Raw genomic sequence first — 25,151 nt, 5'->3', positions numbered from 1 at the left:
TTAAATTCTCTTATCTACAAATAAAGCCATGTTTTCTGCCATGGATGCGTACATGTCGAGCAGCTTTTTCGAAGGAATCTCTTTTAGCACATTGCCCGTCGAATCATCCACGATCGAGATATAGAATTCTTGAAGACCTTCATGCATCTCAAACTTCAGAGAGGTTTGAAGCGGTCCAAGGAAGTTATTCATTGCCTCAGTCGTTTCAATCAATTTCTGCTTTATTTGTTCATCCGTAATCGGTGTCTGCTCTTGAGATGGAAGCCTTTCTAGCACAGCAGCACGGGGAGCCTTTGCCAGACTAGCTGAACGCTCGATTACCGCGCTAACTCTGCCGTCAGAAATGCCATTGACCATATCCTTGCACCTCGCTCTATTTGTTGATTATTACTTCATATATCGGATAGGGAAGAGGAGTTTTAAGACAGGGAGAGGAAAAGAGGTAAAGATGGGTTATTTGTCCTAAGCTACACTGGTCAGGCTTTCTGTGGGCAAGCATCGAGCCATCCCACATATCGCTGAAAATAATAAGGATATACAGATCATGAATGCATTCGCTTAAGCAGATGAGCGTTACCATTCAGGCGATAAAAAAAGACCTGCATTTGCAGGCCTTCTCGAACATATGGTTAACGCAGTAATTGCAGTACGCTTTGCGGCTGTTGGTTGGCTTGGGCGAGCATGGCTTGGGATGCTTGTGCCAGGATGGATTGTTTCGTTTGCTCGCTGATTTCCTTCGCCATGTCGACGTCGCGGATGCGGGATTCAGCGGCTGTCAGGTTTTCGGATGCTGTACTTAGATTGTTGATGGTGTATTCTAGGCGGTTTTGGTTGGCTCCTAAGGCTGACCTAGCTTTGGAGACAGTCTTTATTGCTGTATCAATGGCTGCAATATTCGTATCAAAGGATGCTGGAGAAGCCGTGCCCCCATCATTTGGTGTAGTTGCTTTTACCGTTAGAGCCTTAACACCTAAATCAGTAGAGTTAAACCCTTTATTTGTAGTACCTGAACTGATAGATACCTCCAACTTTTGTGTCGCATTTGCACCAATCTGAAGATTTCCAGTAAATGAACCATCCAATAGTTTCTTACCATTGAATTCAGTACGTGAAGCGATGCCATCTACCTCATTATTCAATTCATCTAGTTCAGCTTGAATTGCCTCTAAATCCTCAGCCTGTAATGTGCCTTGATTCCCAGCCTGAACAAATAGCTCCCTTTGTCTTTGAAGAATGGCATGAGTTTCATTTAATCCACCCTCTGCAGTTTGAATCAAAGAAATTCCATCCTGTGCATTACGGCTCGCTTGATCTAACCCACGTACTTGTGCGCGCATTTTCTCAGAGATTGATAGTCCAGCTGCATCATCTCCGGCTTTATTAATCCGAAGCCCTGTTGATAGCTTCTCCATGCTTTTCCCTTGCGCATTATTCGCCTTCGATAAAGCATTCTGCGTGTTCAGTGAAGCAATATTGTGGTTAATAATCATTTCTTTTTTCCTCCTTGGAATCTCACGGCGGACTTCCTTTTCCGCCAGTCATTTATTTATATTAATGAAAGCAAACCCTGACCTAGGATGGGAGACTTTCAGTAATAACACATAGAAAAGACGGGCGAGCCTTGCAAGTGAGACATCATTGCCTCGGCTGCATCAGCCCGCCCGTCCATGAGCAAAAATTTATTTCGACCCTTGGTCAGCCTCAAATAACTCCCCGCGCGTGATTTTGATATGCTTTGGGGCATCGATTGCTAAACGAAGGTGTCCATCTTCACTTTTGACAACTTTAACGGTGATATCATCACCAATTTTGACATATTCACCTGGTCTGCGGCCAAGTACTAGCATGTATGTGGTCCCTCCTCCTTGAGAAAAGTGGTCAATTTGTAAGAACCCCCTATAAAACATTACCCACTCTCCTAGGCTTCACACATAAAAAAAGAGCAAATAATGTTATCCAGCCCGCTTCCTGCGGCGCTTTAATAAGCATTATTTACTCGTCCTGAGTACACATTATGAGGTTTATATGTCTTACATAGCTATTATCGGCTCACGCAATGATAACTTTATACTCACTTTTACATTTTTTACAAATTCCATTGTATAGTATTTATTCGCTGATGGCTACTAAACTATTAACTCCCATCCCTTGAAAAATAAAAGTGCCGCGCCAAGATGGCACGGCATTTCTAATCCTGATTTTAACGCAGCAAGGAAAGTACGTTTTGCGGCTGTTGGTTCGCTTGAGCAAGCATCGCTTGAGAAGCTTGGGCAAGGATGGATTGTTTCGTTTGATTGCTGATTTCTTTTGCCATGTCTGCGTCTCGGATACGGGATTCAGCGGCTGTTAGGTTTTCGGAAGACGTGTTTAGGTTGTTGATTGTGTACTCTAGGCGGTTTTGGATTGCGCCTAGGTTTGAACGTTGGGCTGAGACAGATTCAATCGCAGCATTTATTGTTGTGATTGCGCTATCTGCACTTTCCTGGGAAGTGATGTTAATACCTTTTGTATCATCAGGTGTACCGGCAGCTAATGGGGTACCTCCTGTAGTTCCACGATCAGCTAATGTTGTTAAGTCCGTTCCAGCAGCTGCAGTAGCCGACACCACTCCTGTTTCATTTAATGCTTTTAGTACATCTTCTTTTTTTGCTGTAACATCATTATTAGCTAACTGCGCTAATGTAATTGTAATTGTTTTTGCATCTTTATCTACAGCTACAGTTGTTTCAGTAATTTCAGCACTTGATGCAGCTGCATAGGAAATACTATATTCGTCTAATGTTAAGTTAGATAAAGAAAGTCCATCTACTACCTCAGTTGTACCTGGAGTAACTCCAACTACTCCCAATGCTTTTGACCCCATATCATCAATACTTACTTTAATATTTTGGCTGCTATTCGCCCCAATCTGGAAGGTAACATCTTTAGCTGTACCATCATTCAATTTAATTGTATTGAATTCTGTATCTGTAGAAATACGAGTGATTTCTTGTGCTAATAGATCAACCTCTTTTTGAAGTTCTGCACGGTCTGTATCTGTATTCGTATCATTGGAAGATTGAACTGCCAATTCACGCATACGTTGAAGGATAGAATGAGTTTCATTCAAAGCACCCTCAGCAGTCTGAATCAAAGAGATTCCATCCTGAGCATTTCGGCTTGCTTGATTCAACCCGCGGATTTGTCCACGCATTTTTTCGGAGATTGCAAGACCTGCCGCGTCATCTCCAGCACGGTTAATCCGAAGACCAGAAGATAGTTTCTCCATGGATTTGCCTTGTGCTACGTTTGCTGCTGACAAGTGGCGATTTGTGTTAAGTGAAGCGATATTGTGGTTGATAATCATAAGTAAAAATCCTCCCTGATTTTTATGGCTCACGTCCTTGTGGGCCTTATTAGTACAAGAAGAGAAAAACGGCCGTATTTTCTTTCCTTATACAATTGTTTTATCGGGGAGGATTTAGTCGAATGAATAGTTCCTAAGACCTATATTTTGTGTTTTTCAGAAGTTCAGATAGATTGAGAGTGATTTCAGATGCTTCGACATTTTCGTTTTGAATTTCTTCAAATAGCTCTTTCCGGTACACATCCACCTTCTTCGGCGCTTTGATGCCGAGCTTAACTTGGTCTCCCTGCACAGCAATGACGGTGACTTCAATATCTGAGCCAATGAGAATCGATTCATCCTTTTTGCGGGATAAGATCAGCATGCTTCATTCCCCCTTGCTTTCGACTTTTGGGAATAGTGGGGTACGGATCTCATAATCTGCATCACTGAGGATGACTTGCTTCGCACGGCGGCTTTTCACATCCATCACGATTGGTGCCTGTAGATTAAGCGTGGATTCCTTAAATGGTTCTTTTACGGAAACGACCGAGTAGACGATAATATTCTCCTTCGTTGCCCCAATTGCGTGCACAGCCTCGTCCTCGAGCTTGAATTCATAGTCTGGGCGGGTCAAAAATGGGTTTGTCAGGATAAGAGCCAGTTTAGGCGTTAAAGCGGATTGAAGAACATAGAAGGTCTCATCCTCGGTCAGCGGCAGAATCACCCATTTCTTTTCTTCGCCAAAGCCAGGAAGCCCATCTTCAAACCATACAATATCGCTTTCTGCTATTTCCTGTTCCCCATGGTATTTTGTCGCTAGTTTCATACGTCTTCCCCTCTCATCATTCTCTATGTCAATCGTACATGATTAGCCAAAATAAAGCTTGGCCTTTTTTGGCCAAGCTTTTCATTATCTAAGGAAGTCAACGAGTGAGCGCTGAATCAGATTCGACCCGACAGTTAGGGCAGCCTCATGGACAGCCTTCTGATTGGAATAGTCTGTAATGATTTTCTCCAAGTCAATGTCCTCATTATCGCTCAACGCTTTGGCAGATAGATCTTCTTGGTACTGAATCCGTGATTCCAATAGCTCTAAACGGTTGTAGCGTGCCCCAAGATCCGACCTCTCAGCGGAGAATGCGGACATATGTCCGTCTAAATCAGCGAGCAAGGCATCAAGATCCGTGTCATTCCCTGTTAGTTCCGCAGAAATCTCACTGATTGTGTCAAATAATCCTTGTCCTAGCAGGGCATTCAAATTAGCATTCACCTTCAGCTGCGAGCCACGGGATACCTCGACAAGATAAGCCGTATCCGCCGCGGTGACCGTTACATTGCCCGCATCGTCGATGGCGACTGGGGGCTCCGTCACATTCGTCCCATTAAACATGTACCGTTCGGATACTTTTGTATTTGCGACTTCAACCAAATCTGCCTTAAGCTGGTCAATCTCCTTCGCAATCGCCAGCCGGTCTTCTACCGTGTTCGTATCACTCGATGCCTGAACGACTAATTCACGGATGCGCTGCAGATTGCTGTTCGCCTGCTCCATCGCTGCTTCAGAGTTATCCATCCATAAAAATGCTTCCGAGAGATTTCGGTTATACTGCGTGATTTCATTTAGGTTAGCACGGTAATACATCCCTCTTTGAGCGATGACTGGGTCATCAGATGGCTTGGAGATTTTCTTGCCGCTCGACATTTGCTCTAAGCTTGCCGAGATCCTCCCATAGCTTTGGCTAATATTGCGCAAGGAATGGGACGCAATCATGCTTTGTGTAACTCTCATCTTCTATTCACCTACCTGCCGCCTAATCCTAGGCCGTTAATGATTCGATCTAAGCATTCGTCCAGGAGCGTAACCATCCTTGCGGAAGCATTATACGCCTGCTGGAATTGGACGAGATTCGTCATTTCCTCATCGAGCGATACCCCGCTAACGGATGAGCGTTTGTCGAGAACTGATTGCAGCAAGGTCTCACTATTGCTTGAAAGGCGATCCGCCGTTTGCGTTTTCCCGCCCATTTCTCCAATGACCTTTTGCAAATACCCAATAAGGCTGGATTTTTCCACTGTCGGGGAATCATTCCCGCCCGCATCCTTGTAATTGAATTCGGCATAGATGACATTGGCAAGATTGAGTACATTCGCTCCATCCCCTTTAATGGGGCTTGATGTCGTAGCTGTTGCCAGATTATCTATACTATCTATGATTGCATCCGCAACCTGAATTCGCCCAGCGAAGCCTTTAGCATCAGCGGGCTCTGAACCCCCGTCTTCCTCGGAGAAGAAGAGTGTATCCGTATTCCCATAGCTGATTTCATTCACGCTTAAGCCTGCCTTATGTACCTTATTGAATTCCGTCGCAAAGATGAAGGCCATTTGGTCAAGCTCCTGCATCATGTCAGTCACTTCACCCTTCACATTCCCGTCCGCATCCATGTATCCATAGCCCTCCATCATGGCGAGGAGCTTACCCTTTGATACAAAATCACTCGCCGCAATGGCCGAGTCGCCAATTATCACGGTATCAACAGCCGAATCATCGCCAGCTTGCGTGACAGAAATGACACTATAGCCAGCCTTGTCTACAAGCGTGGTTGTGGATTCGGTTCCGTTCAAAAAGTGAATCACAGCGGTGCCCGCGGCCTGTGCACTGGCATTTCCCCCATTGCTGACATACTCCACCTTGATAGATAACTTTCCTGACAATTCATCAATGAGGTTATCACGTGCGTCATATAGGTCATTCGGCAAAGCGCCATTTGGTTCGACAAGGTCAATCTGCTTATTCAGATTGTCAATTCCCTCAAGCAGACCATTGATTTCCTTTACCGTCACCTGAAGCTCACTCTCGAGATTGCTCCGCACCATCTGCAGGGACTCACTCAAATAATTAAATGTTCCCGCCAAGGCAATGCCCCGCTCACGGACAATGGCCTTGGCTCCTGCATTAACGGAGTTTGCGGCAAGGTCTTGCAATGATTGCCAGAACGTGTCAATCGAATTGGCCAGCCCCGTATCATCCAGTTCATTCATGACACCCTCAATCTCTGTCATCACATTATGAGCCGTGCCATAATAGCCGAGCTTCGAGCTTTCATTACGATATTGGGCGTCGAGAAAATGATCGCGAATGCGCTGGATGGACTCAGCTTGCACACCCGTGCCAAGCTGGCCGGCCATTTGCGCGCGGTTCAAGCCAGGACTCGGGTACGCGGCACCGGCTGTCTGGTTCACACGCTGGCGGCTGTATCCGAGTGTGTTCGCATTGGCGATATTATGTCCCACGACAGACAATGCGGTTTGCTGAGCGACAAGGCCTCGTTTGGCCGTTTCTAACCCATGGAATGTTGACGTCATCATGACTCCTCCGTTTCTTCGTTAAGCCTTTGAGTCAAATAGGGAACGGCTTTGCCTGGACTCCCCAGCCTGCTCTGGCCGTTCATATGTATAGGTGTCCTCTTCAGGCAAGAGGAGAGCCATGTTCATGTTAATGAATTGAAGCGATTGCTGGATCAGCTGCCGATTCAGCTCATTTTGCCCCCGTAACTCTTCGACTAGGCCAAGCAGGCGTTTCCCGTATTCAGAAAGCATCCCCCGTTCATAGCTGGATGCCTTTTCGAGACAATCGGCCAATGTCCCTTCACTGCCGCCTAGATATGTTCGCACGAGCTCGCCACGCTCCTCCTCCAAGCCGTCAATCAGCTGAATAAGCTTCTGTTCCTTGGCGACTATTACGGCAAATGGCTTGAGATTTGATTGCTTGATGGCCTCCGCTTTCTCCTTAGACAGCTTGAGCAAATCCATATGCACTTTTGTTAGCCCATCCATCTTCTCCATAATCAGCTGAACCGTCATCTTTTTCATCCTCTCATCTACATACCCATCAGCCCTTCCCCCCAATATTGATTATTGTTCAATCAGATTATTCGTGGCAGTTAACCACTGGCGGGGGAAAGAGAAAAGCCAGTATCAGCCTCATACTGGCAATTCACGCATTTATTTTTTTGAATAGAAGTTCAGCAGGCTTTCTGCTGTTGCTTTTGTATTGACTTGATAGGTGCCATTTTCAATTTGAATCTTGATTTCATCTATTCTCGCTTGGCGCTCTGCCTGGGCAGCCGGACTGCTTTGAAGCTCCATCGCCTGCTTAGAGATTTCCACCTTATCGGTTTGCGTAGCCTTCATGCCTTCATCAGGCTTATTTATACTCTTTTGATATTGCTGGATTCCATATTGGCTAATTTGATTAATCCTCATCATTGATTCCCTCACTTTCCTATCATTTTGGGCTCTAATGATAGATTCGTTTGCCAACTCCTCTTTATTATCGGCAGGGCAAAACTTTTCTTAACTTTCCATTTGATAAATTATCGCATACCTCTTCAGGCGCTCCAAGCAATCCAGACCTTTACCTTATGCATGACACGCAACCGCTCGGTTTTCATGAACTGGGAGGTGTAGCCCTTTTCTGCAATGCCTGCCCCTTCTCATTAGTGATTTCCGCTTCATTCATCATCTTAATCTCGAAAATTATGAAGCTAGCGTGCAATCGTCACGGAAAGCACCCGCCTTGCTCCTGCCTCTTTTAGAAGGATTCCCGCCTGACGGAGCGTCGTTCCCGTCGTGTAGATATCATCAATCAGTAAAATCGTCTTACCTCTGAATACAGGCGCATCGGGATGTATCTCAAATACTTGACGCCTCTCTATTCGCTCCCGCCTCGTCATTTTCGCCTGCTTCTCACTGTGCATCCGCACCAGTCCCTCCTGCATCTTCAAACCAGCCATCTCTCCAAGCGCCCGAGCCTGATTGAATCCGCGCTCACGCATGCGCTCCTCACTTAAGGGTACCGGCAGAATCATATCTGCCTTCGGTGCAGCCTTTCTTATCTCTTCTCCAAATAGGCGGGCTAGTTCATAATCTCCCCGATATTTGAATCTGGCGATGTATTCCTTCATGAACGAATTATAGGTGTACAGGGAAATATTCTTATCAAGAGCGCCGCCGATCGAAGGCGTTTCCTCCCATCTTATACAATCCTGGCACCTCCCCTGTTCATGCATAGGACGGCTGCATCGATCACACCGATTGCCATGGATAGGCGCTAGCCCGCTCCTGCATCCTTCACAAAGCAAATCAGGCTCTGTCAGAAACAGCAATCCGGCCCACCCTGTCTGTTCCTCAAACGGCATATGGCAATATAAGCAAAGCTCTTTTTGAAAAAACATTAATCAAGCAGCCCCCTTTTCCTGGCTTCCTCATTCATGCGCATGATTTGCTTGACCGCAGCCTTCATCTCCTCTGTTTTGCCGTAATGAAAGAAGATGGCCTCACCTGCTGGATGTTCCTTCGCCCGGCCGACCCTTCCGGCAATCTGGACTAAGGCCGCCTCTGTAAATAAATCATTCTCTGCACCAATCACTGCTACATTTAATTTCGGAATTGTCACGCCTCTTTCCAGGATGGTCGTTGTCAACAAACCTTGGAGCTCTCCGCCGCGGAGCTTCATCACCTTCTCGCGCCGCGCGGGGTCGTCAGCATGGACGGAATCAATCGAGAGAGAAAGTCCGCGGAATAAGGGAAGAGCTTCTTTCATGAGGTCGATGTGGGGGAAGAAAATGAAGAACGGCTCCTGCTTTTTGATAATGGCCGTGAGCCAGCTTAACAAGGGGGAGGGAATCTGTTTTTTCTGTATGCTCTTCTGCCAGTTCCCTCCCCAGCGAATCTCCGGCATCGGAATGGGCTTTCGGTGAAACCTTGCCGGGAGAATAACCCCGCGGAGCTCTCCCTTCCTGAATCGTCTTTGATAATCAGCAGAAGGGGTTGCAGTCAAATAAATGCGCGTGCTATCTTTCTTACCTGCTTTCTGTGCGGCAAATTGCAGGCTAGAATCGAAGGAGAATGGAAAAGCATCGACTTCATCAATAATCATGAGGTCAAAGGCATTGGCATAACGGAGGAGCTGATGGACCGTGGAGAGCACTAAAGGGGCAAAGGCATGCTTCTCCGTACTTTGGCCGTGGAGGGCGATGACCGGTATATGGGGGAACACAGCCTTCAGCCGCGGCTCAAGCTCTAAGATGACATCCGTGCGGGGCGCCGCAATACAGACCCGCTTGCCATCCTTAAGTGCTTCCTCAATCCCGGCAAAGACCATCTCTGTCTTTCCAGCTCCGCACACCGCCCAGACGAGCAGCTCAGCCTTCTCCTGAACAGCCTGGACAATAGCTTTAGACGCCTCTGCTTGAGAAGGGGAAAGAACTCCATCCCAGCTCAGCTTCGCTTCAGCAGAATCCCATTCAACAGGTGAACCGCCCCACCCATACAGGGTACTGCAGGCAGATACCCGTCCCATCATGATGCATTTCCGGCAATAAAGGCAGTCTGTCCCGCATGCCTGATGGGGAAAGCGGGCTAACAGCCGCGGGTCGCTATTGCCGCAGCGCCGACATGCGTTTTGCTCAATAGCTTTCATCGTATAAATATCCGGTGATTGAAGGGAATCATGAAATTCAGAGGGTATTTCTTGAAGGAGAAGCTCTCTTCCAGAGAGGAGGGAATGAAGGGGAGTATAGACCAATAGATTTGGCCTCCTTTTCGATAAAATAAGGGCCAAGCTTTTGATAGCTGGCCCTTTGGTGTGTGTTGAGTATTGTTGAGTATTAACGAATTGTCCAGCCGAGACCCATAGCTCCCTCGCCTAGGTGGGTGCCAATAACAGCACCGAAATAACTGACGATGAATTCAGCATTTGGATAGGATTGCTCCAGCTCTGCTTTCAGCTCCAGAGCTTCTTCTTCGGCATTACCATGAATGATGACAGCCTGAAGCGGTTCACCTTTTTGATATTCCTCTTCGAATAATTCAATGACACGCTTAAGTGCTTTTTTCTTCGTGCGGATTTTTTCGAAAGGTACGATGACTTTATTCTCGAAATGAAGAATTGGTTTCACCTGCAAGAGACTGCCAATCAGAGCGGATGCCCCGTTTAAACGGCCCCCGCGCTGTAAATTCTGCAAGTCATCGACGATAAAGTATGCATCGGACTTCTCACGCAGCTCTTCTAAGCGAGCCATGATCTCACCAGGCTCATGTCCTTCCTGAGCCATTTTGGCGGCTTCTAGGACATAGAAGCCTTGTACCATACAGCTAACTTCTGAATCAAAGGCATGTACATCAATGCCTTCAACCATATTCCCGGCTGCGACGGCGCCTTGGAAAGTACCGCTGATTCCGCTGGATAAATGAATGCTGATTACCGCATCGTATTCTTTAGATAATTGCTCATACAACTCAACGAATTGACCAATTGGCGGCTGGGAGGTAGTGGGAAGTTGGCCATAGCGGCGAACCATCTCATAAAAATCAGAAGCCGTCAGTTCGAGCTCTTCTCGATAGGCTTCTTCACCGAATACAACATTTAGGGGTACGATATGTATATTAAAACGATTACGTAAGTCTTCCGGTATGTACGCTGTACTATCCGTTACTACTGCAGTCCTCATTATTGAAAACCTTCCTTATTTTTGGTATTTACCTTATTTATATTCTCCATTTTATATGATTATCACTCCGTTTGCATTATAATGTTCAAAATGACAAAAATTTAACTATTATGCTTTTCGCTCACGCGTTTCCCTAAAATAACTAAATCACGCTCGACCCCGTCAAGTTCAGCGACGTTGGGCAAATGAGCCCATGTCTCAAATCCGTATCGCTTGAACAGGCGAATACTTGGCTCATTATGGCCAAAGATAAACCCAAGAAGTGTATGGATTCCATAATTCGGCGCCCGACGAATCGCTTCCTCAAGAAAGACTTTTCCAATACCACGCTTTCGGTAGGAAGCATCTATATAAATGCTGACCTCAGCTGTCGCATTGTACGCAGGCCGACCATAAAAGTTTTGAAAACTAAGCCAGCCGATGATGTTCTCCCTTTCTGTCATCACCCATAGGGGGCGCGTGCCTGAATTGTGCTCATGAAACCAATCAATTCGGCTTTCCACCGTAACTGGTTCCAAATCAGCCGTGACCATTCTACCCTCAATAGTTGAATTGTAGATGTCCACAATCCTTGGTAAATCCTCGATAAAAGCCTCTCTAATCGTCAAGTTGGGCTCCATTTCCATCCCCGCCTTTTTGAGTATCTTCCATAAGGGAATGTACCAAAAATCAGCCCATTTGTATAGAAAAAAACGCCTGCCTTAAGGACAGACGCTCATCTTATCGCACCTCAACCCAACCATTTTTGATGGCATAAACCACTGCTTGGGTACGGTCATTCACATTCATTTTTTGCAGGATATTGCTCACATGGTTCTTAACCGTCTTCTCGCTTATAAAGAGCGTTTCCCCAATACCGCGGTTACTCTTACCATCCGCCAGCCGCTTCATCTGTCGCCAAACGGCGATAATCTCTCACTAGATTATGCGTCACTTTCGGATGCAGATAAGACCCGCCGGCTGCGACGACCTTAACGGCTTCAATTAGTGCGTCGGCATCCATTTCCTTCAGTAAGTATCCAAGAGCACCAGTTTTCAAGGCATGCGTCACATAGTTCTCATCATCGTGAATCGATAACATGATGACGCGAGAATCCGGGTATCGCTCAAGAAGCTGAGAGGTTGCTTCAACCCCATTCATCGTCGGCATATTGATATCCATGATGACGACGTCTGGGTGATATGTATCGACAATGGAGAGTGCATCCGGGCCATCATCTCCTTCAGCTACTACTTTAAAGGACGATTCAAAATCAAGAATACGCTTTACACCTTCACGAAAAAGCTGATGATCGTCTATAATTGCAATTGTTGTTGTCATTTTTTGTCTCCTCCATTTCTCGTGCATTTTCTCTACTACTATTATATTCCTGTTTTTTCACAAACTACAAACATTTACCAAAAAATATAACTAGATAACTATTTTCAACATGGATTTACACTTTAGAGGAGGACTTTAGCGGAATATGAATATACACGAGCGTCCCTCCATCAATACTCGACTGGATTGTTAACTCTCCTTCAAGTGTATCAACTCGCTCATTCATACCCATAATTCCAAATGAACCATCAGACTGTTTCTGCGGATCAAAGCCTTTCCCATTGTCACGTACGGTTAATGTCCCTTTATCATTCAACAGCTCCAGTCTAACGACGATTACACTTGCATCTGCATGCTTGATGGCATTTTGGACAGCCTCCTGCGCTAAACGAAACAGAGCCACCTCATAATTGCTCTCAAGCCGCCTTTCTTGTCCGTATACCTGGAACTTAAATTCAATCTGGGGATTGTACTCGCCAATTGTCTGCAAATATTTCCGCAATGTCGGAACAAGGCCAAGATCATCCAGCGCCATTGGACGCAGGTCATATATGATGCGCCGCACTTCTGAAAGGGCACTTCTGACCATCTGCTTCAAGGAGCGAATCTCAAGCAATGCTTCTTCTGGACCGCGTTCCCTGAATATTCGTTCGGTCAAGTCGGAGCGAACCATGACATTCGCAAGCATTTGGGCAGGACCATCATGGATCTCACGCGAAAGCTTCTTCCTTTCAGCCTCTTGCGCTTCAATAATCTTAAACCCAAAATCCTGCTTCTGCTTATACATATCAAGTACATCAGACATCTCTCGCAAATCGCTATTTAAATACTGCAATATAACCGAGATTTTTGATACGAGATTATCGGCCCGGTCAATCGTTTCCTGTAGGCCAACTAGTCGTCTCTCCAGATCATCACGGCGTTTGCGCAGCTGCTTCTCAAGCTCCCTGTTCATCGTTAAGTCAACCTGAAGCATATGCGCCTTCTCATAGGCATCGCGTACCTGTTCTTCCGTAAACTCCTTGAAGCGGGAGGAAACAAAGCTCAGCCGTTTTCTTGATTCCCGGGCCTTTCGCTCTAATTCATCTCCATCAGCGATTACCTTTAACACCATTGACTTCACAGTCTCAAGCTCTGATATAATTTGATCGAAATCCTGCTGGCATCGTTCGCCAATCTCATAGATTTCCGATTTACTATAGTTCACCGTTTCTAGCATATTATCAAGGATATTATCTAATGCTTTGCTATCTATTTTAGGTACTTTCACACAAAATACCTCCTATCCCTCTCCATGTCGTAAATCAAAGACCAATTCTATATCATACGAAAGGCTAGGTAATCATACTATTCGTATATAGTTTTATGCTTTTTGTGGGTACAAGGTCGATATTTAGGATATATTATCTTTATACCGTAAGATAAAATTAGCATTACAGTCAAATAATAACACTTTTTTCTCCTAAATTAAGTAAAATAACTACCTATCTTTCTAATCACACCTACAATAAAACGGTAATAAAAAGTATACTAGACATGAACCAAAGAGAAAGGCGGCAGTTCTCATGCTGAAATCATATAAAACAGTTAAAGGCTATGGAGAGGCCGAACAAACCATCCAAAAGTCCCGCTTTATCACCTATGTAAACCGTGTCGAATCAGAAGAGGAGGCTATCGCCTTCATTCAAACCATCAAGAAAAAACACTGGGATGCCACCCACAATTGCTCGGCATATATGATTGGCGAGCAAGACCTCATCCAAAAAGCAAATGATGATGGCGAGCCGAGCGGCACAGCCGGAGTTCCCATTCTCGAAGTTATCAAGAAAAAGGGCTTAAAAGACACCGTCGTCGTGGTCACTCGCTACTTCGGCGGAATCAAGCTCGGTGCCGGCGGTCTCATTCGCGCATATGGGGGATCAGCCTCCCATGGAATTGACGAAACCGGCATAGTCGAACGCAAACTCATGACGATTATGAAATCAACGTTTGACTACACCCTGCTCGGCAAAATCGAGAATGAACATCGTAATTCTCACTATGCCATCAAGGAGATCCACTACTTAGACAAGGTAATGATTGAATCTTATGTCGAGGAAGACGACAAACAAGCCTTCACCGACTGGATGACCGATCTATCAAACGGCCAGGCATCCATCGAAGAAGGAGAACAGCTATATTTAGAGCAGGACCTATGAGGGAGTTCCGATGAAGGCATTCAGGTACAAGAAAGGTATCTGGATGCCTTTTTGCCAGCGTATTTATTATGACTACGAAACACAAATCCCCTTCAAAACACCCTGAATCTCAATCTTCTACCAGCCAAGCATAAATCGACCTTTATTCTATATCGGCGCAATCCTCAAAAAATAAAGGGACAAACCCGAAAATCAGGTTTGTCCGCACCCATCTTATTTTTCTACAGACACTTTCGCATCCCATTTATTTACGACCGTGACCCCTAGATTTTGAAATGTACTCATCTCTTCGAATATATTCGGCACCTCATCCAGTGAAATGGTCTTGGTCACTAAAGCGCCTGGCCTTAATTTCCCCGACTCAACCATTCCCAGCATATTTGGATAGCGTGATGGCTGCATACCGAGCGATCCAACCAGCTGGATCTCAGCCTGGACGATGAAATCAATCGGAACAGGAATCATTCCATGCTCTTCTCTTGTCGTCAAGCCAATTTGCAGGTGGCGCCCGCGTTTTCGCAAGCCGCTGATGGCTGCTTGACAGGTTTGTTTGATGCCGAGCGCATCAACCGATACATGGGCACCGCCCTTCGTAATCTCCCGTACCGCTTCAACCGGATTGGTTTCCTTCGCATTAACGGTCGCAACCGCTCCAAGCTGCCTGGCAAGCTCTAGCTTGTCCTCCCCAATATCAACAGCGATGACATTTGCTCCGAGCGCACTCGCTATTTGAATGGCAGACAAGCCGACACCTCCGCAGCCATGGACCGCAACCCACTCACCGCCCTTCACATCAGCTTGATCGGTAATCCCATGAAAAGCCGTCATGAAACGGCAACCCATACCGGCAGCCTCCACGAAACTGATAGACTCCGGCAAATGGACCAGATTCAAATCCGCATTGGGCACAGCCGTATAGCGACCATATCCGCCCCATGTCGAAAAACCGAGCAGTTGAATATTCGAGCAAATATTATGATGCCCGCTCTGACAGTAAGGACATGTGCCATCCCCCACCGTAAATGGCGCAATGACACGATCCCCCTTTTTGAAATTCTTCACATTCTTCCCGACCTCTTCAATAATCCCAGAGAACTCATGACCTAATACATGCGGCAGAGGGAGGGTAATCCCAATCCAGTCCCAATCCCCCTGCCATGCATGCCAATCGCTTCGGCAAACACCATTTGCCTCGACCTTGATGACAACCCCGTCATCTGCGCATTCGGGATCTGGCATCTCACGCACGACCAACGGTTTCCGCAATTCCTCCATTACTAATGCCCGCATTTTCTTCCTCCCCAACCAGATTAGAAAGCGCTTACAATTTTAGTTTGACAAGAGCTGCGTTTGAACTAGTTACATTGTACAAGTGCAATAAACAAGAGGTCAATGACAATCGCTCTACATATTCCGGCATGAAACCGCCCATTAAGACAATAAAAGGCCTCCTGCTGCAAGGAAGCCTTCTTTCATATTAACGAATCCGTTTTTTAAACCGCTCTAATGCATCTTTCCAAGTCGGCACAGCAAAACCAGTCTCCTTCACCTTATCCAGTGACATGACTGAATAGGTCGGCCTCTCAGCTTTCTGAGGGAACTCATCTGAACCAACAGGAGTTATCTTTATATTCTGTTCCTTCAGGATTTCCTTTGCGAATCCATACCAGCTAGTCTCACCATCATTAGAGAAATGATAGATTCCTCCCTCAGGGCTTGTATCAATCAAGTACTTCATAAAAAGAGAAAGATCAGGCGCATAGGTAGGACGGCCGAATTGATCTGCCACCGCTCTGAGAGTATCCGTTTTTTCGGCTAACTTCAGCATGGTGTAGACGAAATTATGACCATGCTCCCCAAATACCCATGATGTCCGGATAATAAAGGCATCTGGGCAATACTTCTGGACTGCTTGTTCACCAGCTAGTTTGGCTTTCCCATATTCGTTAAGCGGATTTACTTCATCGTCCGGGGTATATGGTTTGGCTTTCTTTCCATCAAACACATAATCCGTACTTATATAAATTAGCTTGGCACTGACTTCATGGGCTGCTTTACTGATATTAGCTGACCCGTCGCGGTTGATATTCCAATTCGCATCATAGCCATCTTCTTCTGCCTGCTCAACGTTGCTATAGGCTGCACAGTGCAGAATCCAATCTGGCTTCGTATGGACGACCTTTCTCATGACTTGTTCCTCATCCGTTATATCAAGTTCATATCGATTAAAAGCACACACCTCATAATGGCCATCCTGGCGCAACATCCTGACTACCTCTGTCCCTAGCTGTCCGTTTGCTCCGGTCACGAGTATTCTTTTCATTAAATCCCCAACTTTGCCCGTTCTTTCAAAGGACGCCACCAATCTTCATGGTTCAAATACCATTCAATGGTTTCGACAATCCCTGTATCAAATGTATAGTTTGGCCTCCAGCCTAGCTCCGTCTCAAGCTTAGTCGGATCGATCGCATAACGCAGATCATGGCCAAGACGATCCTGGACATACTTGATGCGCTCCTTCGGAAGATTCAAGTAATCAGCAATGATTTCTGCAATCTCATTGTTCGTCCGTTCATTATGACCGCCAACATTATACACTTCCCCGCTTTTCCCTTTATGAAGAACAAGGTCAATGGCGGTGCAATGGTCAGTCACGTGAAGCCAGTCACGGATATTCTTCCCGTCACCATATAAGGGAAGGTCCTTGCCATCAACCCCATTAGTAATCATAAGCGGGATTAATTTCTCAGGAAAATGGAACGGGCCATAATTATTGGAGCAGCGAGTGATATTGACATTCAGCCCATAGGTTTCATGATAAGCGCGCACTAATAGGTCAGCGCCTGCTTTACTGGCTGAATAAGGGCTGTTCGGTGCAAGCGGTGTCTCCTCAGTGAAGCAGCCTGTCTCACCAAGCGATCCGTACACTTCATCTGTTGAAACTTGAAGATAGCGATCCACTCCGCATTCTCTTGCTGCGTCAAGTAAGTTAAGTGTTCCTTGAACATTCGTTTCAACGAAAATCCCTGGATTCGTAATACTCCTATCCACATGGGACTCTGCTGCAAAATTAATAATCGCCTGGATATCATGATCTTTTATTAGACTTTGAACTAGTGCTCTGTCTGTTATGTTCCCTTTTACAAAAAGGTGATTCGGATTATCCTTCAAATCATCCAGATTATGTATATTACCCGCATAGGTCAGCAAATCAAGATTAATAACTTTATAGTCACGGTAAGTTCCAAGGATATGCCGCACAAAGTTGCTTCCGATGAACCCGGCTCCGCCTGTCACCAATAGATTCAAATTCAGCCCTCCCATACAAAATTATTTTCCGCTTCAGATAACCTGGGGTGCCTTGCATCCTTCTCTGATAAAATAGGCTCCGAAACCGGCCAATTAATCGCAAGCTCTGAATCATCCCACGCAATCCCTCTGTCATGCTCAGGTGAGTATACTTCATCTACCTTATACAGCACATTCACATTCTCTGTAATCGTGCAGAATCCATGGGCAAAACCTTTCGGCACAAGCAGCTGGCGCTTGTTGTGCTCACTCAGGATATAACCCTCCCACTTGCCGTATGTTGGCGATTCCTTTCTCAGATCCACGACTACATCATATATGGCGCCAGTCACCACACGAATGAGCTTGACCTGGGCCTTCGGCGCCAATTGATAATGCATCCCGCGAATGACGCCAGCCTCCTTCGACAAGGAATGGTTATCCTGGACAAATCTCTCCGTAATTCCTGCTTCGTGGAACAAATGCTCATTATAGCTTTCAAGGAAGAACCCCCGATGGTCTCCATAGGCCTTTGGCTCAATTAACTTTACACCTCGTAATAGACTTTCGAATATCTTCATGGCAAACCTTCTTCCGCTAGTAACTGTTCTAATTCGACTTACAATGGACAAGCTACTCCTATTATTCAGATTCCTTTTATAAATGATTAATCATCAACAACCAAAATGGAATCCATTGTGCGTTATAAAGAATATGCATTGTATATTATCGTATCCAATACAGGTAAATTATTCTAGTGCTTCGACATTCTTTTTGTAATTTTTTATTTTCTTAAGCAAAGGCTAAATTTAGACGACAAATATCTGCTTATCTCATCCTTTTTCGACAAATAAAAAAACTGCCTCTTCAGGCAGCTTTTTTTATTTTAGAACTAAACCACTTTGCTTACGTATAGCTGATTCACGGAATAGTTTCCGTTCCACATCCGTCATGGCTTTATATTTTTTCACGAAATCCTTATATTCCGGTATGACTTCATCTGTTGTTCCATACTTTTTTAACTCACCATATTCCAGCCAAATAGCCTTATTACAAAAGTCATTGATTTGTTTCATGGAGTGGCTAACAAAGAAGATTGTTTTTCCACTGTCACGAAAGCTGTACATTTTATTCTTCGATTTCTCTGCAAACGCTTGATCACCGACAGATAAAGCTTCGTCAATGATGAGTATATCTGGATCTACCGTGACCGAAATGGCAAATCCTAGCCTGGATTTCATCCCGCTTGAGTATTTCTTGACCGGCTGGTCGATGAACTTGCCAATGTCGGCAAACTCAATAATATCAGGTTCCATCTCCTTGATTTGCTTTTTGTTAAAACCAAGCATAAGACATTTTAATTCAATATTCTCACGTCCGGTCAATTGATTATTTAAACCAGAAGCAATCGCAATCAATGATGTTTCCCCGATTGTTTCCACCGTACCCGAGGACGGCGGGATTATACCTGCAATAATATTTGAAAGCGTCGATTTTCCGGAGCCGTTAACCCCAACGAGGCCAATTACATCCCCTTTTCCTGCCGTGAAGCTGATGTCCTGCAAGGCATAGAAATCTTCGCCACGGCCGCCTGGCAAGATAATGTCGAGCAGCTTATCAGCCGGTTTGGTATGCATACGATACTTTTTAAAGACATTCTTTAGAATTACCGTTTCACTCATAATAAGCTCACTCCATTTTACAAATAATCCACGAATTGATTTCTAAATTTTAAATGTAGCGCGGACCCAATCATCAAGAGAATAATTGTCAGTCCCCAAAAATAGAACGTGTAATTAATATTATCAATAAAATACCAACCTGTGCCTAGTAAGGACGCTCTATAACCCTCCGCAATATAAGTAAGCGGATTGACTTTAATTAGAAACGTCAAGGCTTCTGGAAGTCTAGGATTGTACCAAATCAACGGTGTTATATAGAATACCATCCTCATAACAGCTTGGACAATCATTTGCACATCTCGAATAACCATTGCCAATGTTGATGTAATCAACGTCAGCGCCAAGATAAAGATAACTGCAGCAAGAATGAAGTAGGGCAGCTGCAAATAGTAGGTCGATACATAATAACCTGCAAATTGCAGTATTATAATGACCGGAACTAGAATCATAAAGTGCTGATATAGCTTAGACGTGATAACATATGACGGAATTGTGCTCATCGGAAAGCTCATTTTCGCAATCATATTAATCCGCTTATGAATAGACTTTGTTCCTTCCAAAATAGCCGGACTAGCAAAGAACCAGACGACAATCCCAGAGAGCATCCAGTAAATAAATGGTACACCTTCAATATCTTGGTTGCCTCGGATTCCGAAACCGAAAATCAGCCAGTAAATACCGATTTGAATCATCGGGTTGATAAATTCCCACAAAATCCCCAAGTAATTATTATTGTTGGCACTTTTTATTTCAAACATGGCCAACCGCTGGATCAAATAAAATGATCGGATTTGTTCATGTATTACCTTAAACATTGACTTCATAAGAGTAGAAATTCCCTTCCCATGTTGTTCCGGGCTTTATTATAGTGCCCGCCGCTTTGTAAATGCCGGTTTTCGATCAAATAAATAGGTCACAAGATTCTCACTTGAACGCCCTGTAGAATACTTATTCCATCTACGTGAAAATTCTTCGATTTCGTCTATATTGAATTCATTCTGTTGAATCGTACAAATGATTTCCTCTGTCGTTTTTACGACAGGACCTGGCACATGCTGTTCATAATCCTCCCACAAACCTCGTCCTGCCTGATAATCCTCCAAATCATATGCATAAAAAATCATTGGTTTCCTCAACAAGGAATATTCATATAGGATAGATGAATAATCCGTAATTAACAAATCTGTCACGATGAGCAATTCATTGATGTCATACTCAGAAGAGGAATAATCCAAGACGAAATCTGGGTATTTCTCATTATAATCCTCTACATTCTTAATCGCTGGATGCAAACGCAAAACAAGCACATACTCGTCACTTAATTCCGCGTACATTTTGTCGAGGTCTAACTCCAGCCTAAAGTGATCCAGTTCTCGATCACGATAAGTTGGTGCATACAAGATTACTTTCTTGTTCCATAATAACTCATTTTGCTTAGTAATTTGATTAAATATCCGCTCTTTTTCATTTTGGTTATAATAAAAGTCCGTTCTGGGAATACCAGTTCTAAGGATATTCTCTCCCTTAACTCCAAATGCATTCATGAAATACTGCGCCATGGAATCAGAACCGACAATAACCTTGTGGAAACGGGAATAGACCTTTAGGAAGCGTTCTTTCGCACGCTTTGTTCGAAATTGGACCGAGGAATCTTCAAGCCCGAATTTCTTAATCGCACCTGAAGCATGCCATAATTGGACGCAGTCTACCTCTGGCTTGAAATTTGTTACTGCTAAGAAACCGTAATAATTATCAACCATTACATATTTGGAAGTCGCCAAATGGTAGATGGATTTCATAAATTCTAAGGGATTTAAAGTAACAAGGTGAACAAGACTTACGTCCTCATAAATATGAAATCGATTATAACTGCTTCCTTTACATAAAAAAACCACGTCAAAGGGTATACTTTTTCGACGCATTTCTTCATAAATATATTGAACATTATCACCAAATGAAACCACAAATGTAACTTTATCCCTTAGTGGCATAAGACTACATATACCAAATAACAATCTAAATACGAATAGATATGCTTCTATCAATAATTCTCTAATCATTTTTCACCTTATTGATGTCTGACTTTTATTAATTCCTTGATTGATGTATACAAAGATATAACTTTCACAAGCTATAATAGCTAATAATCTTATACACTTTAACCTAGTAAAATCTTAAAATCCTTTATCTTACTTAAAAACCTCTGGTTTATTATATAACTCATCTCAATAAGTTTCAAACCCGCAAAGAAAGGGTTCATAGCAATTTGATAGTGAAATTTACTTTTACCCGGAAGTTTTTTTGAATACAATGAGAGACTCCTCTATGTACGATTTTGATAGATAAGCTTTTTCAATTACAATGCTTTCTTCTATGGCCCTTTTACGGAATCGCTGGATTTACTATAACCATTGCAGATATTCAACTACATTTTACCAAACCGCACCTTAAATATTCTCTCATCTCAGCTATAGAATGTTTTTCTGGTAAATAATCTTCCATAGTATGCTGCTTCAATTCTTCTAAATATACCTTATTTTTATTAATGGTTCAGCACTGCCGTATTGTAAAACGCTATATAATGATTCTTTTTCAAGTGTTGGTGTGTAAGCTTCTACTCTGCCCCCCTTATCCTAATGAATGAACGATGGTTTTTATATTGATGGTAAAGGAAGATTCTCACATAGAATCGAGTGAAATCCCAGCTTCTTTGTGATTTTAAAGCAGGAGATGTACTATGGGAAAAATATGATGAGCTAAAATAAAGATCGAAGAGTATATCGATTACTATACCAGACTCAAACCAGCCAATCAGCTGCGTAATAAAACTCTAGCTTTTAGATGTCACTATCATGTGTTTGCTCCTTGTTATGTTCATATGTATGGACACCCCAACATTTAGTGTAGAACCTATAAAAAAACCCTTTTCAGCAAGTGAAAAGGGTTTCTATATTATTCAATCAAATCACGCGCAATATATAGGCCAGAAACCCAGCCGGTTTTACCATTGGACAATTTTACCTGATACCAATTATTCTTTGTGACTGGCTTTTTGCTTTTATCTAAAACAAGCTCAACGTAAGTGTAATTAGACAAAGTAGCAACCTTATTGTAACCGGTGCCCGCATCAGCACGAACGTTTAAAGAGTTAGTGGTTATATGGGCTAGATTATAGACGTTCATAAAGTTATTATATCTGCTTAAGCTGATGGCATTTGTATAGTATGCTTTTCCCTTATACTGAATCTTGAACCAGTTATCATTCCATTTTTCCAGTAAATTAAAAGTCTCACCTTTTTTCATTGTTACAGCCACTTTATCAGTCGACCCTTTGGCAGCATAGAGCTTAATAGATGTTTTAGCGGAAGCGAGAATACCGCTTGGGAAAACATCCTTTCCGCTTGGCCTTTCTGGCGCAGAAATAATCCTTGTATCTGGTTTTCTGCTGACTGCCTTCTCATTGCTATAAGATAAAATGTTATTCATATGTGATGCAATCTTCGCTCCCCAGCCCGAATCACTCGCATAGTAAAAGTTCATACCTGTACTTAAGAGATCTACGCGAGCTCCGTTTACATTCTTGACGGTATAACCGAGTGTCGGCCCTTTATACTTCCAATTCCCTTGCGTTAAATATGTTGCTTTTATTTCTCTCGCTATATAGTTGATGTTTTCTTCAATTGTAGCGAAACGGACAGCACCGACAAACGGGGCTAAATCATAGGCGCCAAAGCCGAACAAATTATTCTTCGCTAGTGAAATTGCTGATGTGCCATACCCGCTCTCATGCACAGCATGAGCAGCCAAATAGGCAGCATTGACCCCATATTTCTTGCCTGCATTGATAAAGGCTTGTCCTTTATTAGTGAGGACGCTCGCCCTTCCTGTTCTCTTCACATACCCATCAATATATCCATTGATTTGAGCAGCCGTAACGGATGACTCCTTACGCAAGTCAAGCGTTAAATAAGAGTTTTTTGTGTTTAACAAGGATTTGTAGCGATCATACTCCGCCTTTGTGATTAAATACTGGCCAGAGACATATCCTGTCTTATTCTTATAGTTCACCTCATACCATCCGGTCTTCGTTTTAAAGGCACTAGTCACAGCTGTATTAGCGGGAATCTCATCCAATTTGGCTGAATCAGTCGAGTCAGATTCACGCAGGTTGAGTGACTTATCGACAATGACATAATAAGTACCTTCATTGATGACCTGCCCATCTGGCCGATTCTCTGGAATGGCTGACGGCTTGTATTCTTCGAAATGCTGACTCATAACATAGCCTTTTTTTCCATTTAGGATAATTTCATACCAATCGCCAATTTTGTAGGAAACGGTAATGACCGTTCCTTTGGCTATATTCGCTATTTTGGGATGAGCTGTCCCTGCCGAAGAGTATAGATTTGTGTTTTGGACAGACTTAAAGCGAGTCTTCTCCATAGCTGCAGCTTTTTTGGAAGTAACATTCGTGCTCAGGATGAAATAGTTCTTTTTGTTATAAGAGACACGATACCATGTTTGGCCAATACTGTTCACCACTTTTTGCGTGCTTGTCAGCAAATAATCCTTCGGCAGCGTATAGATCTGCTTTTTCTTCGTGTTTGGGTTCTCATATATACCAACAGATGCCTTTGTGGAATAATAAGTTAAGGCAGTCGTTGAATAGGCATTGTATTCCTTTAAATAGTCATCCAAGACCCAGCCCGTTTTGCCGCCATAGGTAACCTTATACCATTCTCCTGCCCTCTCCTTCGAGACAACCCGCTTCCCTTTTGGAATGGTTAACAATAGCTTGCCTTTTGCAGATGCGCTTGATCTCATCTGAAGATTTGCTTTTGTCTCATATGTGGTAGGTGTGATCTTGGTTATTTTTACAGAAGTCGACGGAGTAGTCGTTTTCTTTGTCGTCTTCTTTATGTATTTGGAGCTAACATAACCGGTCTTGGAACCATATTTTACCTTAAACCAGCTTCCGCTTTTCGAGATATAGGCAACTTCCTTTCCTTTAGGTATGGTAATCAAAACCTTCCCAGATGTCGAAGCCTTCGAACGCAAATTCAAGTTAGAAGTGGTCGTATAGACTGTTTTCGTAGTTGTCTCTGTCTTTGATACAGTCGTAGTCGTAGCTGCCCCACCCTTCTTTAGATAGGAACTGCTCACATAGCCAGTTTTCGAACCATACTTCACCTTATACCAGCTTCCGCTTCTCGAGATATAGGTGACTTCCTTCCCTTTAGGTATGGTAATCAGAACCTTCCCGGATGTCGAAGCCTTCGAGCGCAGATTCAAGTTAGCAGTCGTCTTATAGACTGTTTTCACAGTAGCTGTCGATGTCTTTGATGCAGTCGCAGTCGTTGCTGCCTGAACCTTCTTTAGATAGGAGCTGCTCACATAACCAGTCTTCGAACCATACTTCACCTTAAACCAGCTTCCGCTTTTCGAAATATAAGTAACCTGCTTCCCCTTTGGAATTGTCATGATAATGCTTTTCTTCGTGCTAGTGCCGGACCTCATATTAAGATTGCTGGTCGTCTTATAATAAGTGACTGATGCTGCCTCAGCATGGATTCCCCCTAATCGATAAACGCCTTCGGTATCCATCGATATCAACCCCGTTGATAAAAGCAGAGAGGCGCTGACTGATATAATCATCAGCTTTGTTGGTTTATTCATCATCTTCTCCCCTTTTTCTCATAATTAATCTTTAATAACCGCAGCATTGCATTTACAAAAAATCACATTGATTTACTAAAATACGGCAGATAGTTCAATCTTTTTGATTATCAATATGTAAATATATTGAATATAAATGATTAATTA

The 25,151-nt window shown here is 43.8% G+C and carries 24 protein-coding genes and 1 pseudogene; 1 reads left to right on the top strand and 24 read right to left on the bottom strand.

What is annotated here, in order from left to right:
* The 16 genes and pseudogenes from CYL18_RS06485 to CYL18_RS06410 all read right to left on the bottom strand — a co-directional run bounded on the left by CYL18_RS06485 (nucleotide 1) and on the right by CYL18_RS06410 (nucleotide 13,430).
* Complete coding sequence (locus tag CYL18_RS06485) at nucleotides 1-357, bottom strand: flagellar protein FlaG (protein ID WP_104848665.1); 357 nt, start codon at nucleotides 355-357, stop codon at nucleotides 1-3.
* 272 nt (nucleotides 358-629) lie between these two features.
* The gene (gene hag, locus CYL18_RS06480; RefSeq protein ID WP_104848664.1) at nucleotides 630-1,490 is read right to left on the bottom strand and encodes a flagellin Hag; all 861 of its coding nucleotides are present in this window, start codon (nucleotides 1,488-1,490) and stop codon (nucleotides 630-632) included.
* A gap of 189 nt (nucleotides 1,491-1,679) precedes the next feature.
* Nucleotides 1,680-1,847 (bottom strand): carbon storage regulator, encoded by a 168-nt coding sequence (locus CYL18_RS06475; protein ID WP_104848663.1) that lies wholly within the window; start codon nucleotides 1,845-1,847, stop codon nucleotides 1,680-1,682.
* A gap of 353 nt (nucleotides 1,848-2,200) precedes the next feature.
* Nucleotides 2,201-3,346: a flagellin N-terminal helical domain-containing protein gene (locus tag CYL18_RS06470; RefSeq protein ID WP_104848662.1), complete on the bottom strand. Its 1,146-nt coding sequence runs from the start codon at nucleotides 3,344-3,346 to the stop codon at nucleotides 2,201-2,203.
* A 133-nt stretch (nucleotides 3,347-3,479) separates the two neighbouring features.
* Entirely contained in the window at nucleotides 3,480-3,710 is a 231-nt protein-coding gene (csrA, locus tag CYL18_RS06465; RefSeq protein WP_104848661.1) for a carbon storage regulator CsrA, read from the bottom strand.
* A gap of 3 nt (nucleotides 3,711-3,713) precedes the next feature.
* The gene (gene fliW, locus CYL18_RS06460) at nucleotides 3,714-4,154 is read right to left on the bottom strand and encodes a flagellar assembly protein FliW (RefSeq protein ID WP_104848660.1); all 441 of its coding nucleotides are present in this window, start codon (nucleotides 4,152-4,154) and stop codon (nucleotides 3,714-3,716) included.
* Nucleotides 4,155-4,238: 84 nt separating this feature from the next.
* On the bottom strand, nucleotides 4,239-5,117 hold the full coding sequence (gene flgL, locus CYL18_RS06455) for a flagellar hook-associated protein FlgL (protein ID WP_104848659.1): 879 nt from the start codon (nucleotides 5,115-5,117) through the stop codon (nucleotides 4,239-4,241).
* Between the two features lie 11 nt (nucleotides 5,118-5,128).
* Nucleotides 5,129-6,691, bottom strand: coding sequence for a flagellar hook-associated protein FlgK (gene flgK / locus CYL18_RS06450; RefSeq protein WP_104848658.1), 1,563 nt, complete (start codon nucleotides 6,689-6,691; stop codon nucleotides 5,129-5,131).
* A 21-nt stretch (nucleotides 6,692-6,712) separates the two neighbouring features.
* Nucleotides 6,713-7,189 (bottom strand): flagellar protein FlgN, encoded by a 477-nt coding sequence (locus tag CYL18_RS06445; protein ID WP_161497093.1) that lies wholly within the window; start codon nucleotides 7,187-7,189, stop codon nucleotides 6,713-6,715.
* Nucleotides 7,190-7,330: 141 nt separating this feature from the next.
* Entirely contained in the window at nucleotides 7,331-7,594 is a 264-nt protein-coding gene (gene flgM, locus CYL18_RS06440; protein WP_104848656.1) for a flagellar biosynthesis anti-sigma factor FlgM, read from the bottom strand.
* 278 nt (nucleotides 7,595-7,872) lie between these two features.
* On the bottom strand, nucleotides 7,873-8,562 hold the full coding sequence (locus CYL18_RS06435) for a ComF family protein (protein WP_104848655.1): 690 nt from the start codon (nucleotides 8,560-8,562) through the stop codon (nucleotides 7,873-7,875).
* Nucleotides 8,562-9,914 (bottom strand): DEAD/DEAH box helicase, encoded by a 1,353-nt coding sequence (locus CYL18_RS06430; RefSeq protein ID WP_236636278.1) that lies wholly within the window; start codon nucleotides 9,912-9,914, stop codon nucleotides 8,562-8,564. Before CYL18_RS06430 ends, CYL18_RS06435 begins: the two co-directional genes overlap by 1 nt.
* Before the next feature lie 82 nt (nucleotides 9,915-9,996).
* Nucleotides 9,997-10,839 (bottom strand): DegV family protein, encoded by an 843-nt coding sequence (locus CYL18_RS06425; protein ID WP_104848654.1) that lies wholly within the window; start codon nucleotides 10,837-10,839, stop codon nucleotides 9,997-9,999.
* 101 nt (nucleotides 10,840-10,940) lie between these two features.
* Entirely contained in the window at nucleotides 10,941-11,459 is a 519-nt protein-coding gene (locus CYL18_RS06420; RefSeq protein WP_104848653.1) for a GNAT family N-acetyltransferase, read from the bottom strand.
* Nucleotides 11,460-11,559: 100 nt separating this feature from the next.
* A pseudogene (locus tag CYL18_RS06415) lies at nucleotides 11,560-12,160 on the bottom strand (response regulator).
* Between the two features lie 115 nt (nucleotides 12,161-12,275).
* Nucleotides 12,276-13,430: a sensor histidine kinase gene (locus CYL18_RS06410; protein ID WP_104848652.1), complete on the bottom strand. Its 1,155-nt coding sequence runs from the start codon at nucleotides 13,428-13,430 to the stop codon at nucleotides 12,276-12,278.
* A gap of 295 nt (nucleotides 13,431-13,725) precedes the next feature.
* Between CYL18_RS06410 and CYL18_RS06405 the strand changes: the two genes are divergently transcribed.
* Nucleotides 13,726-14,358 (top strand): YigZ family protein, encoded by a 633-nt coding sequence (locus tag CYL18_RS06405; protein WP_104848651.1) that lies wholly within the window; start codon nucleotides 13,726-13,728, stop codon nucleotides 14,356-14,358.
* A gap of 213 nt (nucleotides 14,359-14,571) precedes the next feature.
* Here CYL18_RS06405 and CYL18_RS06400 read toward each other — a convergent pair whose 3' ends face one another.
* The 8 genes from CYL18_RS06400 to CYL18_RS06365 all read right to left on the bottom strand — a co-directional run bounded on the left by CYL18_RS06400 (nucleotide 14,572) and on the right by CYL18_RS06365 (nucleotide 25,007).
* Nucleotides 14,572-15,648 carry a zinc-dependent alcohol dehydrogenase family protein gene (locus CYL18_RS06400; RefSeq protein ID WP_104848650.1) on the bottom strand — a complete coding sequence of 359 codons (1,077 nt, stop codon included), beginning with the start codon at nucleotides 15,646-15,648 and terminating at the stop codon, nucleotides 14,572-14,574.
* A 187-nt stretch (nucleotides 15,649-15,835) separates the two neighbouring features.
* On the bottom strand, nucleotides 15,836-16,681 hold the full coding sequence (rfbD, locus tag CYL18_RS06395) for a dTDP-4-dehydrorhamnose reductase (RefSeq protein WP_104848649.1): 846 nt from the start codon (nucleotides 16,679-16,681) through the stop codon (nucleotides 15,836-15,838).
* On the bottom strand, nucleotides 16,681-17,667 hold the full coding sequence (gene rfbB, locus CYL18_RS06390) for a dTDP-glucose 4,6-dehydratase (RefSeq protein WP_104848648.1): 987 nt from the start codon (nucleotides 17,665-17,667) through the stop codon (nucleotides 16,681-16,683). Before rfbB ends, rfbD begins: the two co-directional genes overlap by 1 nt.
* A gap of 2 nt (nucleotides 17,668-17,669) precedes the next feature.
* The gene (gene rfbC, locus CYL18_RS06385; RefSeq protein ID WP_104848647.1) at nucleotides 17,670-18,227 is read right to left on the bottom strand and encodes a dTDP-4-dehydrorhamnose 3,5-epimerase; all 558 of its coding nucleotides are present in this window, start codon (nucleotides 18,225-18,227) and stop codon (nucleotides 17,670-17,672) included.
* Nucleotides 18,228-18,527: 300 nt separating this feature from the next.
* Nucleotides 18,528-19,328 carry a teichoic acids export ABC transporter ATP-binding subunit TagH gene (gene tagH, locus CYL18_RS06380; RefSeq protein WP_104848646.1) on the bottom strand — a complete coding sequence of 267 codons (801 nt, stop codon included), beginning with the start codon at nucleotides 19,326-19,328 and terminating at the stop codon, nucleotides 18,528-18,530.
* Nucleotides 19,329-19,345: 17 nt separating this feature from the next.
* Entirely contained in the window at nucleotides 19,346-20,152 is an 807-nt protein-coding gene (locus tag CYL18_RS06375; protein WP_104848645.1) for an ABC transporter permease, read from the bottom strand.
* A 39-nt stretch (nucleotides 20,153-20,191) separates the two neighbouring features.
* On the bottom strand, nucleotides 20,192-21,319 hold the full coding sequence (locus tag CYL18_RS06370) for a CDP-glycerol glycerophosphotransferase family protein (RefSeq protein WP_269089186.1): 1,128 nt from the start codon (nucleotides 21,317-21,319) through the stop codon (nucleotides 20,192-20,194).
* A gap of 961 nt (nucleotides 21,320-22,280) precedes the next feature.
* Entirely contained in the window at nucleotides 22,281-25,007 is a 2,727-nt protein-coding gene (locus CYL18_RS06365; RefSeq protein WP_104848643.1) for an SH3 domain-containing protein, read from the bottom strand.
* Nucleotides 25,008-25,151 lie beyond the last annotated feature (144 nt).

It is taken from the genome of Pradoshia eiseniae, assembly GCF_002946355.1.
Classification (GTDB): domain Bacteria; phylum Bacillota; class Bacilli; order Bacillales; family Pradoshiaceae; genus Pradoshia; species Pradoshia eiseniae.
The sequence above is the reverse complement of the archived record's forward strand: the minus strand, read 5'-3'. Positions and strand labels throughout refer to the sequence as shown.